We start from the raw sequence: 11,554 nt of genomic DNA on the forward strand, positions 1-11,554 counted from the left end.
CGTGAAGTGGGCTGCGTGACGGGGAGGGCGGAGCGGCCATGGCGAACAAACCCCTGACCATTCTGGTGGTCGGCCCCGACGCCGACGCCACGCGGCCGGTGGAGACCGGCTTGGCCGCGGCGGCGGGCCGCGACCGGATCGCCCTGCTCCATGGCGTCGCCGATCTGCCCGCCCGCGTCGCCGCGCTGGCGCCGGACGCCGTCGTCGCTGTTTTGGAAACATCGGACGCCGCGACGCTGGACGGCGTCTTCCAACTGGCCCGGTCTGCCGCCTGCGCCGTCGTCCTGTTCGCCGACCGGGCGCCGCCGGGGGCCGCGGCGCGGGCAGCGGAGGCCGGTGTGGCCGCCTTCGTCCTCGACGGGCTGCACCCCGCCCGCGTGCGGCCGATCCTGGAAACCGCGCTCGCCAGATTCGCTGCATTTGAAACGCTGAAACGCGAACGCGACGAGGCGCGCTCGCAGCTCGCCGACCGCAAGCTGATCGAGCGGGCGAAGGGCATTCTGATGCAGCAGAAGTCCCTGACGGAGGAGGCGGCCTACACCGCCTTGCGCAAGGCCGCCATGAAGCAGGGGCGCCGGGTCGCCGAGATCGCGCAAAGCGTCATCACCGCCGCCCAGATCGAGCTGTGACGCGTTTCAAATCAAGCGCTTCGGGCAAGGATTATACCGAACCGCCACTTTGCTTCCCAGACCGGAGGATGCGCATCCGGACGACCTGATGACGGTGGACCGGTGATGCCTCGGGGTTCGCCTCAGGGTTCGTTGCGGCCGTTGGCCACACGGAACCAGTGCTCCGCGTGCTGACGGCAGGTTTCGGCTTCGACGGCATCGCCGGACCGCTCGGCATCGACGGCGCGGGCAAGCCACTGGCCGTGCTTCTGCTGGGCGGAACCGTTGAGCTTCTGGTGCGCTCGCGCCGGGTCTCCCTGCACAGCTTGCCGTTGGGCCGCTTTGCCGAACCGTGGCTGCCGACGGCCACGATCGCCCGTCGGATTGTCGAATGGCATGAACGTTGATCCTCGAGTGGTCCGCAGACCGTAATCAGGAGCGAAGGACCATCCCGAACCCTCAATCCTGGCGTTGTTTCGTCACACCGGAAAAAGCTCGGAAGGCTTCGGTCACATCATTCATGACCTGCGGGAAGAACGCAACGCGCCCGGCAAGCGGTCCTTCGCTGATCGGCGTGGGACGGGGAAGCGGACGCGGCAAAGGCGGCGGTTTGCCAGGGTCCCGCTCGTCGGCACGCGGAGGCTCGTAGAAATGCAGGGCGAGTTGACCGTTGGATTCGGCGGCGTAAGGAAGGCCGGGCTCGGTCCGGCGCTCCGCACCGGGAAGGACATACTGATCGCCTTGGGCGGTCCATTCTGTCAGCGGCATCCAAGACACCCCCTGCACCGGTTGAAGCCTCGCCCAACCTATCAGGTTTCAAGCAATCCGCTCCAGCGAATAGGGCGGATTGCCGGACGTGCGCAGTGGTAGGGGGGAAAGCCAAAGGCGGCTCAGGTGGCCTGTGGCAGCCGGGCGATCACCTTGATCTCGAAATCGAAGCCGGCGAGCCAGTTCACGCCGACCGCGGTCCAGTTGGGATAGGGCTTGCGAGGAAACGCCTTGTCCTTGACGGCCAGGACGGTCTCAAACTGGGCCTCCGGATCGGTGTGGAAGGTCGTCACGTCCACGATGTCGTCGAAGGTGGCGCCGGCCGCCTTCAGAACCTCGCGAAGATTGTCGAAGGCCAGTTGAACCTGCGTCGCGAAGTCGGGCTCGGGCGAGCCGTCCTCACGGCCGCCGACCTGCCCCGAAACGAAGAGCAGATCGCCGGACCGGATGGCGGCGGAATAGCGGTGGATTTCGTAGAGCGCCTGCCGGCCGGCAGGAAAGAGGGCGTCGCGCTTGGACATTGACGTCTCCCGTTCGGATTGGACCTGGAGCAGGAGATAGCAGCCAAGGGAATGCGCGATTAGACGTTGAAATCGGCACAGGCTGATGCAAAATCGCCATCAATGATGCGCCCCTCCCTGAACGATCTCAGCGCCTTCGTGGCCGTCGCCACCCACCGCAGCTTTCGCCGCGCGGCGGATGAGCTGGGAACGGCGCCGTCCACGCTGAGCCACGCGATGCGCGGCCTTGAGGATCGGCTCGGCGTTCGGCTTCTCAACCGCACGACCCGCAGCGTCTCGCCGACCGAAGCGGGGCTCGAGCTGCTCGGCCGCCTGACTGTCGCGCTGACGTCCCTCGACGAAGCGCTCGACGCCGTCACCGCCTTTCGCGGCAACGTCGCCGGCCGGGTTCGGATCAACGCGCCGCGCGTGGCGGCGGCGGCTCTCGTCCGCGGCGTCCTCCCGCGCATGGTCGAGCGGTTTCCCGACGTGACGGTGGACATCGTCGTCGAGGGACGGTTGATCGACATCGTGTCCGGCGGCTTCGACGCCGGCGTCCGCCTGATCGACTCCATCCCGAAGGACATGATTGCGGTGCCCTTCCCGGACCCGATCGGTTTCGTCTGCGTCGCCTCCCCCGCCTATCTCGACCACGCCGGGGAACCGACGACGCCGGACGAACTCCAGCACCATCGCTGCATCGGTCACCGCCTGCCGGGCGGCCGGCTGTACCGGTGGGAGTTCGAGCGGGCCGGGCAGGAGTTGACGGTCGACGTCAATGGACCGGTGGTTCTCGACGACGAGGAGTTGATGGCGGACGCCGCCGCGCAGGGGCTGGGGATCGCCTATGTGGCGAATTGGGCCGCCGACGCCGCGCTGGCGGAGGGGCGGCTGCGGACCGTCCTGCCCGCCTGGATGCACAAGCCGGAGCGGGCGGCGGTGTACTACCCCGGGCACCGCGCCGTGCCGCCGGCCCTGCGGGCGCTCCTCGACATCGTCAAGACCATGCCGGTCGGTACGGGAACGCATTGATGACCCCACAAACCAGCGGGTCCCCGACGCCTGCGGTCGCCACTATGATGGCGCCCCGTTTGGTTCAGGGAGTGGTGGGGCATGCTGGTCCGGCAGGGTGAACATCGTGGCGTGTCGGCGGACCGCAGCCTGGCCTGGTCGCTGGCGGGCATCGCCGGCGCCGTCAACGCCGCGGGATTTTACGCCGCCGGCCTCTATTCCTCGCACATGACCGGCACCGTCTCGACCATGGCCGATCATCTGGCGCTGGGCGAGATGGGCGCCTTCGGCATGGCGCTGGCCATCGTGGCGACCTTCATCGCCGGGGCGATGGTGTCGGCGATGCTCATCAACGCCGGGCAGCGCCGCGGCCTGTCGGCGATCTACGCCTACAGCGTCTGCCTGGAAGCCCTGCTGCTCGCCGGGCTCGGCGCCGCCGACGTCTGGCTGCACGAGCTTCGCGGCGCCGCGCTGGTCATGGGGTTGAGCTTCCTGATGGGGTTGCAGAACGCCATCGTCACGCGCATCTCCAACGCCCGCGTCCGCACCACCCACGTCACCGGCATGATCACCGACATCGGGATCGAGCTGGGCAACCTGATCGACGATCTCTACCACCGCAACGGCCGGGATCGCGTCCGGGTGACGCTCGACAAGCTGAAGACGCATCTGCCGACCGTCGGCTCCTTCTTCCTGGGTGGCGTGCTGGGCGTGCTGGGCTACAGCGCCTGGGGCGCCATGCTGTTCGTGACGCTGGCGGCCATCCTCGCCGGCTTCGCCGCCCCGGTGATTCTCGCCGAATGGCGGACGGCGGAGTAGGGGCGTTTCAAATTCAGCGTTGCCGGACGCCCTTTTTCACTGTTGACGCAACATGACCGATTCCGAAGGCCCGATCCCCGACATCATCGCCCCCGGCCTGAACGTTTTGTTCGTCGGCTTCAACCCCGGAACGCGCTCCGGCCAGCTCGGCCACAATTACGCGGGGCGGGGCAACCAGTTCTGGAAGCTGCTGGCGGAGGCCGGCCTGACGCCGCGCCTGCTGCGCCCGGAGGAGGACCGGCTGTTGCCGGAGTTCGGGCTGGGGTCCACCAACCTCGTGGCGCGGGCGACGCCGAGCGCCGCCGATCTCAGCCGGGCGGAACTGCGCGGCGGCGCGCCGCGGCTGCGCGCGCTGGTCGCGGAAGTCCGGCCGCGGGTGATCGCCTACACGGGGAAGGGGGTCTATCTCGCCGCCGCCGATCGCGATCGGGCGGAGTGGGGCGTGCAGCCGGACAGCCTGTTCGATGGTCCGGTGGATGTCGTGCTGCCCTCGCCCAGCGGGCTCGCCCGCCTGCCCTTCGCAGAAAAGCTGCGCTGGTTCTGCGAGGTCAAGCGGGTCATCGACGCTGAAGTTGACACCCGCCGCTGACGTCAGCGGGTGTCCGTTACAAATTCAGCGTTGCCGATGGTCAGGCCAGCAGCTCGTCGAGAAGGGCGTGGAGGCGGCGCAGCTCCTGCCATTGCGCCTCGCTGAGCTGCTTGCGGTGCGCCCGTAGCTCCCCGGCGTCGACGGTGGAGAAGTCCTTGGCGATGCGCTGGACGGCGGAGACGAAACGCACCGCCGGGGCCGGCTGAACCCGCGCCGCCGCTGCGGAATCCGGCTCGCCGCCACCCATTTGGGCGCGCTTGGCCTCGCGCAGCGCCTTGACGGTGCCGCCGTCCTTGATGGTGTCCCACAGCTTCCGCTGGAGGACCGGATCGTCCACCGCAGCGATCTCCGTCAGGATGCTTTTCGGGACGGAGCGGTGGCGCGTTTCAAATTCAGCGACGATATCCGCCGGCAGTCGCAGCAGCGACAGGGTGCGCGTCACCTCCGCCTGGCTGCGCCCGATCACCTGCCCCAGCGCCTCGTGCGTGTAGTCGTGCCGCTCGATCAGCCGGGCGAAGGCGCGGGCCAGTTCCATGGCGTCGAGGTCGACGCGCTGGATGTTCTCGATCAGCGCCAGCTCGTCCGGATCGCCGTCGGTGACGATGGCGAAGATGGTCTGGCGTCCGGCCAACCCGCAGGCGCGCAGACGCCGCTCACCGGCGATCAGCCGGTAGTCGCCGTCGCCGAGATCCTGCACGAGAACCGGCTGCTTCAGCCCGTGACGGGCGATGGAGTTGGCCAGCTCCTGCAGCGACTGGTCGTCGAAATGGCGGCGCGGCTGGTCGGGATTGGGGTGCACCCGGTCGAGATCGACCTCGATCAGCCGCGGGAAGTCGGCGGAGAGCCCGAACAGCGCGTCCCCGCCGCGCTGCGCCGCCTTGTCGAAAATGCGGGTGCTGGTCCGTTCGAGTTTACGAGACATGGGCGTCTTCCGCAGTCTGGAGGTGGGCGGCCAGTTCGCGCGCCAGTTCGCCGTAGGCCTGGACGCTGTTGGAATTCGGATCGGCCTCGATGGCCGGACGGCCGGCGCCCGACGCCTGGGCGAACAGGGTGGCGCGCGGAACCGCGTTCAGAACGCGGGTGCGCCCCTCGTAATGCTCCTGAATCTCGCGCAGGCTGGCCTGATCTTGCGTCAAGCGCGACGAGAACATGGTCGGCAGGATGCCGAAGATGTTCAGCGACGGGTTCGAGCGGCGGCGGATCTTGGCGATGGTTTCCAGCAGCAGCGGCACGCCGAGCCCGGCGAACACCTCCGTCTGCACGGGAATCAGCACGAGATCGCTGGCCGCCAGCGCGTTGATGGTGAGAAGGCCGAGGTTGGGCGGGCAGTCGATCACGATGACATCGTAACGGTTCCGCACCTCCGCCAGCTTCTCCTTGAGGACCAGCGAGTTGTCCGGCTCGGCCACCAGCTCCGTCTCCGCCGCGGCCAGCCCGATGCTGGAGGGGGCGAGCATGACGGCGCCGCCGCACACCGGCTGGAGGATGCTGTCGAAGGACGCCCCGCCGCGCACCACATTATAGATGCCCTTGCGCTGGGTTTCGATCTCGCCGGGGTCAAGCCCCATATGGACCGTGGCGTTGCCCTGGGGATCGCTGTCGAGAAGCATCACCTTCAGGCCCAGCGTGGACAGCGCGTAGGACAGGTTGACCGCCGTCGTCGTCTTACCGACGCCACCCTTCTGATTCGCCACAGCCACCACGGCGCGTTGCATCTTGGGCACCCCGGCGTTCTGCGGCACGGCGGCCATGCCGCCCTGGCCCGCCAGGAAACCGGCGACCTGCTGGGGGATGCGCTCCGCCCCGCTTTCCCACCGGCTGATCCGGGAACGGTCGTAGCGGCGATTCAGTGCGCCGTTGAGCCATGTCGCGAAGCTCAACTGGTCCTCGGCACGCCGTTCGCGGATGGCGCGCAGTTCTTCCCCGTTCATCGGGCCTCCGGCTTTCCCTGTGTGAGGTCCTTTCTTGCAAAATGTGACGCAACTGGTCAAGCCGGAGCGCACCGAATTGCGTCAAATGGCGATGGGAGCGGGAGTCATGCGACGTCGTATGGGACTATGGTCATAGAAGAACGCCGCCATTGTCGGCCATTCCGCGCGGCGGAAAACCGTTCCGGTGGCGAATCGACCGGGACCCCGTCAAGCCCATTTTCCAATGCGTTACCAATTCAGCGTTGGCTGGCGGGAGCGATTTCGATTCGGGCCTTGAATCGCCTGGATTCTGATGTTTCAAATTCAGCGTTGGTCTTCGATTCGCTGGTTTGTGTGGGCGTTGCAAGATCTGCGCGAGACTCGTCGAGTCGGCTAAGCCCTGGAAAGCCTTGGGTTTCCGAGTCGAATGTTACCAATTCAGCGTTGGACGTGAGTCGCCTTTGTTTCAAATTCAGCGTCGGGTTCGGTTGACAGTTGACGGTCCCGGCCTGGAACCCTTGGCCGGGGGTGATGCTCGTCCTGGTGGAGGATAAGGGCCCGGATCACCCTCGAATGCCCGGTTGGCGATTCTCCGTCCCTGCCGACGTTGCGTTTTCAGCGAAGGGGGTCGCGCCAGCACCCGCGCAACCGGTCTAACCGGAGAATCCTATAGGGACTCATATAGGACATGGTTGCGAGTTCAGCGTGGATAACCGCCTTTCGTGACTCGTCTTCAGCGTGGATGAGCGAGTCCCCGTTGCGACTTCGGCGTCCCTGCCGTTGCGGAGTCAGCGTGCCGATCCGGCCGGTTTCGCCCGCTGCGATTCCAACTCAGCGTGGACAAGCCCGTTCGGCTGTGGACAAGCGGCCCTCCGGCCCTGAACGCTCCGTTGGCGACGCTGATTTTGAAACGGCCGCTCGAACGTCGGCTCGGCGGTGGCCGGCAGGGCAGGGGGTGGCCGGGCCGCAAAAGGCCGCTTCGCTGAAGTTGAGTCGGAATCTGCAGCTTCCGTTGCAACTTCAGCGATTCATGGGATGGACGCGCTTCACAGCCACCACATTTTGTGTTTTCTGAAATGACAGGAACGTGACCGAACGAGGCCGGAGGGGTCCTATGGCGAAAATCCACGAGCAGCTTACCCTGGAGGGATTCGAGGCGGTTCTTGCCCGCACCGAAGACCCCAAGGAGCGCCGCCGTGTGATGATGGCCCATGAAGCGCTGTCCAACGAAATGGACGCGATCGGCTATCTCCACGCCGGCTTCTGCCAAGCCTCCCTGCCGCACCGCAAGCCCAAGGACGAGACCGCCCCCTGGGTGCGCAACAACGGCAAGTACCAGCTCGTCGTCCGTCCCGGCATCCTGCCGCTGCGCGACGGCACGGTCCTGGACGTCGGCGTTCCCTACGGCGCCAAGGCGCGCCTGATCATGATCTACCTGCAGACCGAGGCCCGCAAGACGCGCAGCGCCCACGTCGATCTGGGGCCGAGCATGAGCGCGTGGCTGCGCCGTCTCGGGCTGGCCCCGACGGGCGGCGAGCGCGGCAACTACAAGCCGGTGCGCGAGCAGGTGCTGCGGATCGCCCGTAGCGAATTCACGTTGCGCACCACCACCGGCCCCTCGACGGCGGAGATTTCCGACCAGCGCCTGATCGACGGCATCAAGCTGTGGCGGGACGAGGAGGACACGCCCGACCTGTTCCGCACCGGCGGCGAATGGGTGCGCTTCGTCCGCCTGACCCAGAGCTTCTTCGAGCATCTGATGGAACACGCCGTCCCGCTGGACGAGCACGCCATCGCCAAGCTGAAGAACTCCGCCCTGGCGCTCGACGCCTATGTCTGGCTGGTCCACCGCCTGCACCGTCTGGACAAGCAGACGGTGGTTCCCTGGCACGCCCTGTCGCAGCATTTCGGTTCGGTGAGCGAGCACCGCGTCCTGGCCTTCCGCCTGAAGGAAGCGCTGAAGGACGTCATGGCCGTCTATCCCGACGCCAACATCGAGCCGACCTCCAAGGGCCTCGTCCTGCGCCCCTCGGCGCCGGCCGTGCCGTCGAACAAGCATCTCGTCCTGCGCCCCGTCCGCGGCTGACGGACGACTGGTCGGGCGTCGGGGACGGAAACACGGAGGAGGGTCCTCGTGTGTCCGTGTCCCCATGGTGATCCCACACCGCCCGAGCGCCCCTACAGGGGCAGCAGCAGTTCCCGCATCGCCGCAGCGTCCGGCGACGGTGCCGCCAGCGTCCCGCGGGTCACCGTCACGGCGCTGCGCCCGCCGCCCTGCGGGAGGACGCGCACCTGCACGCCGATCCGCTCCACCAGCGCCGGGACATGGCTGATGACGCCGACCTGCCGCCCGGTGGCCTGGAGCGCCTCCAGGCAGGACAGCGCCAGATCCAGGCTGCCGGGGTCCAGCGTGCCGAACCCCTCGTCGATGAACAGCGTGCCGATCCCGGCGCCGCCGCCGCCTCCCGCCATGGCCGACAGGCCGAGCGCCAGGGCCAGCGACACCAGGAACATCTCGCCCCCGGACAGGCTGTGCACGCCGCGCCGCTCGTCGCCCATCTCGCCGTCCACCACCTGGATCTCCAGGTCGGCTCCGCCCACCCGCTCCAGCCGGTAGCGGCGGGCGAGATCCGCCAGATAGCGGTTCGCCTGCACCAGCAGCAGGTCGAGGCTGAGGCTCTGGGCGAAGTTGCGCAGCTTCCGCCCGTCGGCCGAGCCGATGAGCTGCGCCATGGTCGCCCACAGCCCCTGCGCCTTGCGCTGCGCCTCCACCCGGTCGAGCACGGCGGCGAGGCGGCCGCGGTTCTCCGTGTCGGCGCGCAGGCGGGCCTGGGTCTCGCCGAGCCGGCCGCGAACCTCCTGCAGGCGCCGGCCCAGCTCGACGACGGCCTCGCCGGCCTCCGCGGCGCCGACGGCGGGGCGTCCGGCGGCGTGGTGCTCCTGCCGCAGCCGCGCCCGTTCGGCCGCCACAAGCGCGTCCTCGCGCCGCGCCGACTCGAGGGCGGCCAGCGCCCGTTCCTCCCCGGCCAGCCACTCCTCGTCCCGGACCAGCTCCGCCGCCGACAGGCGGGCCGCCGCGTCCTGCCGGGCGATCGTGGCCTGTTCGACCAGGGCCTCCGCCCGCTGGCAGGCCTCGGCCAATTCCTTCTTCACCGCGGCCACCGCCCGTCCGCCCAGCAGGGACGCCCGTGCCGAGCGTCGTTCCTCCAGCGTCGCGGCGAGCCCCTCGCACCGGCGCCGCGCCGCCTGCTCGGCCTGCCGCGCCCCCTCCAGCTCCGCCGCCTTGGCGCCGGCCTGCCGTTCCAGGGCCTCCACGTCGCGCAGCGCCCGGGCCAACCCCTCGCGCTGGCGCAGGACGTCGGCGACCCGCCCGCCGAGATGCTCGCGGAACCCCTCGGAATCGCGGTCGAGGTCACCGGCCCAACCCGCAAACCCGGCGAAGGGCTGGGCCAGTTCCGTCCGCACCGCCTGCCGGGCTTCCGCTGCCTGATCGCGCCGCGCCAGGAACAGGGACTCGGCGTGGCGGGCCGAATCACGCTGTCGGGTCCGCGTCTCGATGGCCCGGTCGGCGTCGGCCAGCGCCGCGTCCCGTTCCCGGCACGCCTGCACCGCCGCGTCGAGCCGTGCCTTGTGGTCCAGCGCCGCCGCCTCGGCCCGCCCAACCTCGGCGAGTTCCGCATCGACGCCGGCCAGCCGCCGGGCGACGGTTTCCGCATCCGGCCCGGCGGGCAGGCCGAAGGCCGGCGCCCGTTCGGCCCAGCGCTTCTCCGTCGCCGCCCGTTCCACCGCCAGGGCGGCCAGCCGCCCGGCCAGACTTCCCGCACGCTCCCGCGCCGCCTTCGCCGCGGCGGTCCGGGCGCCGTGATCCATCGCCAGCTCGGTCACCTCGCCGCGCAGGGCGGCGACGTGGCGTTCCTGGTCCTCGGCCAGCCGGTCGAGCGGCGTGTGGCCGGTGCCCCACGGGTGCTCCGCGGCGCCGCAGACCGGGCAGGCCTCGCCGTCCACCAGCTGGGCGCGCAGGGAGGCCACGGTCTCGCTGCGGGCAAGGCGCAGGCGGCGCAGCGCCAGATCCGCCTCCTCCAACGCCGCCCGGCGCTGCTCCAGCCGCGCCTTCGTCTCGCCGGCGCGGGCCTCCTCCTCCGCGGCGGCGGTGCACTGCTGCTCCCCTTCCGCTTCGGTCTCCGCGCTGTCCGTCGCCAGCCGCACGGCCCGCTCCGCCAACTGCGCCAGGGCCGCCAGCCCGTCGCGCCGCTCCGCCAGCGCCGTGCGGCGCCCGCGCAAGGCGTCCAGCGAGTCCACCGTTTCGGCCTTCAGCGCGGCCAGCGTCCGCTCGGCCTCGTCCCGCCGTTCGGCGGCGTCCCGCCGGACGGCGGCAAGGCGGGCCAGCTCCGCCTCATGGGCCGTGACCTCCGCGGCGGCGCGGCCGGCCTCCGCCTCCGCCTCCCGCGCCGCCCTCGCGGAGTCGCGGTGGCGCAGCAGCAGCGAGTCCCAGCGCGCCCATTGGTCGGCCACCGGCCACAGCGCCGTCTGACCGGCCAGCCAGTTCTCCCGCTCCGCCGAGTCGGCACGGGTCCGCTCCAGCGCCGTCCGGGTGGCGCTCCAGCTCTCTCCAATCCCCTTGGCGTCCGCCTCCGCCGTCGCGGCGTCGGCGAGCGCCCCGGCCTGTTGGCCAGCCAGCGCGGCAATCTCGGCGTCCAGGGCGGCGGCCCGCTCCAACTCCGGTTCGGCGGCATCGACGGCGCCGCGGGCGGCCTCGTAGGCGCCGCGCACCTCGCGATGCCGGGCCTCGGCCTTGGCCAGCCGCTCCTGCGTCTCGGTCACCGCGGCGTGGGCGCGGTCCAGCGCCTCCCGGGCCTCCGACGCCGCCGCGGCGCAGCGGTCCGCCTCGCTCAACCGCACCCGCAGCGGCTGGAGCCGGCGGAGCAGAGCGGCTTCCTCCCGCCGCGCCGCGGCCTCCTGCCAGACCGCTTCGGCCCGTGCGCTCGCCGCGGCGGCATCCGCCTCCGCCTTGGCCAGCCGCGCGTCCTGCTCATGCCAGGCGACGGCGGCTCGGGCCTGCTCGAACGCCGTTTCCTCCCGCCGGACCGCCTCGGCCGCCGCTCCGGCCTCGGCGTCCAGGGCGGCGCGCTCGTCGTCGGTCAGCACGCCGATGCCCGCGCATTGCCCCTCCAGCGCCTCCAGCGCCCTCTGCTCCTCCCGGGAGCGCTCGTGCGCGGCGACGGAGATGCGGGAGTAGATTTCGGTGCCGGTCAGCAGCTCCAGCAGGGCGGAGCGCTCCATCGCCGGAGCCTTGAGGAAATTGGCGAAATCGCCCTGGGCCAGCAGGACGGCGCGGCGGAACTGCTCGAA

At 69.9% G+C, this 11,554-nt stretch carries 11 protein-coding genes (1 of these 11 running past the window's edge); 5 read left to right on the top strand and 6 right to left on the bottom strand.

The features are described from left to right. The first annotated feature begins 38 nt into the window (after nt 1-38). Nucleotides 39-629: an ANTAR domain-containing response regulator gene (locus ABAZ39_RS15530; RefSeq protein WP_040133916.1), complete on the top strand. Its 591-nt coding sequence runs from the start codon at nt 39-41 to the stop codon at nt 627-629. 122 nt (nt 630-751) lie between these two features. Here ABAZ39_RS15530 and ABAZ39_RS34195 read toward each other — a convergent pair whose 3' ends face one another. The 3 genes from ABAZ39_RS34195 to ABAZ39_RS15540 all read right to left on the bottom strand — a co-directional run bounded on the left by ABAZ39_RS34195 (nt 752) and on the right by ABAZ39_RS15540 (nt 1,897). After that, entirely contained in the window at nt 752-1,006 is a 255-nt protein-coding gene (locus ABAZ39_RS34195; RefSeq protein WP_081863073.1) for a DUF4167 domain-containing protein, read from the bottom strand. A gap of 61 nt (nt 1,007-1,067) precedes the next feature. Next, on the bottom strand, nt 1,068-1,376 hold the full coding sequence (locus ABAZ39_RS34200; RefSeq protein WP_081863074.1) for a hypothetical protein: 309 nt from the start codon (nt 1,374-1,376) through the stop codon (nt 1,068-1,070). Between the two features lie 122 nt (nt 1,377-1,498). Further along, nucleotides 1,499-1,897: a RidA family protein gene (locus tag ABAZ39_RS15540; RefSeq protein ID WP_040133918.1), complete on the bottom strand. Its 399-nt coding sequence runs from the start codon at nt 1,895-1,897 to the stop codon at nt 1,499-1,501. A 102-nt stretch (nt 1,898-1,999) separates the two neighbouring features. Here ABAZ39_RS15540 and ABAZ39_RS15545 point away from each other — a divergent pair, with 102 nt between their 5' ends. The 3 genes from ABAZ39_RS15545 to ABAZ39_RS15555 all read left to right on the top strand — a co-directional run bounded on the left by ABAZ39_RS15545 (nt 2,000) and on the right by ABAZ39_RS15555 (nt 4,295). After that, complete coding sequence (locus ABAZ39_RS15545; protein WP_040133919.1) at nt 2,000-2,908, top strand: LysR family transcriptional regulator; 909 nt, start codon at nt 2,000-2,002, stop codon at nt 2,906-2,908. Between the two features lie 81 nt (nt 2,909-2,989). Beyond that, complete coding sequence (locus tag ABAZ39_RS15550) at nt 2,990-3,706, top strand: YoaK family protein (RefSeq protein WP_014197976.1); 717 nt, start codon at nt 2,990-2,992, stop codon at nt 3,704-3,706. Nucleotides 3,707-3,758: 52 nt separating this feature from the next. Beyond that, a complete protein-coding gene (locus ABAZ39_RS15555; protein ID WP_040133920.1) occupies nt 3,759-4,295 on the top strand; it encodes a mismatch-specific DNA-glycosylase in 537 nt (178 codons plus the stop codon). Between the two features lie 40 nt (nt 4,296-4,335). On the opposite strand, the gene ABAZ39_RS15560 is transcribed toward ABAZ39_RS15555, so the two are convergent. Together ABAZ39_RS15560 and ABAZ39_RS15565 are read right to left on the bottom strand one after the other, a co-directional pair. Beyond that, nucleotides 4,336-5,217, bottom strand: coding sequence for a ParB/RepB/Spo0J family partition protein (locus tag ABAZ39_RS15560; RefSeq protein WP_040133921.1), 882 nt, complete (start codon nt 5,215-5,217; stop codon nt 4,336-4,338). Beyond that, on the bottom strand, nt 5,207-6,226 hold the full coding sequence (locus tag ABAZ39_RS15565) for a ParA family protein (RefSeq protein ID WP_014197973.1): 1,020 nt from the start codon (nt 6,224-6,226) through the stop codon (nt 5,207-5,209). The genes ABAZ39_RS15560 and ABAZ39_RS15565 overlap by 11 nt, the downstream gene beginning before the upstream one ends. Before the next feature lie 1,093 nt (nt 6,227-7,319). On the opposite strand from ABAZ39_RS15565, the gene ABAZ39_RS15570 reads away from it, so the two are divergent. Next, nucleotides 7,320-8,291 carry a replication protein RepA gene (locus ABAZ39_RS15570; RefSeq protein ID WP_014197970.1) on the top strand — a complete coding sequence of 324 codons (972 nt, stop codon included), beginning with the start codon at nt 7,320-7,322 and terminating at the stop codon, nt 8,289-8,291. Nucleotides 8,292-8,383: 92 nt separating this feature from the next. On the opposite strand, the gene ABAZ39_RS15575 is transcribed toward ABAZ39_RS15570, so the two are convergent. Further along, on the bottom strand, nt 8,384-11,554 hold the 3' portion of the coding sequence (locus ABAZ39_RS15575; RefSeq protein WP_063922668.1) for an AAA family ATPase. The gene runs 477 nt beyond the window's last position; 3,171 of the gene's 3,648 nt are visible here — the last part of the coding sequence; its start codon lies off the right edge, out of view; the stop codon is at nt 8,384-8,386.

This window comes from Azospirillum argentinense, from assembly GCF_000632475.1.
Lineage (GTDB): Bacteria > Pseudomonadota > Alphaproteobacteria > Azospirillales > Azospirillaceae > Azospirillum > Azospirillum baldaniorum.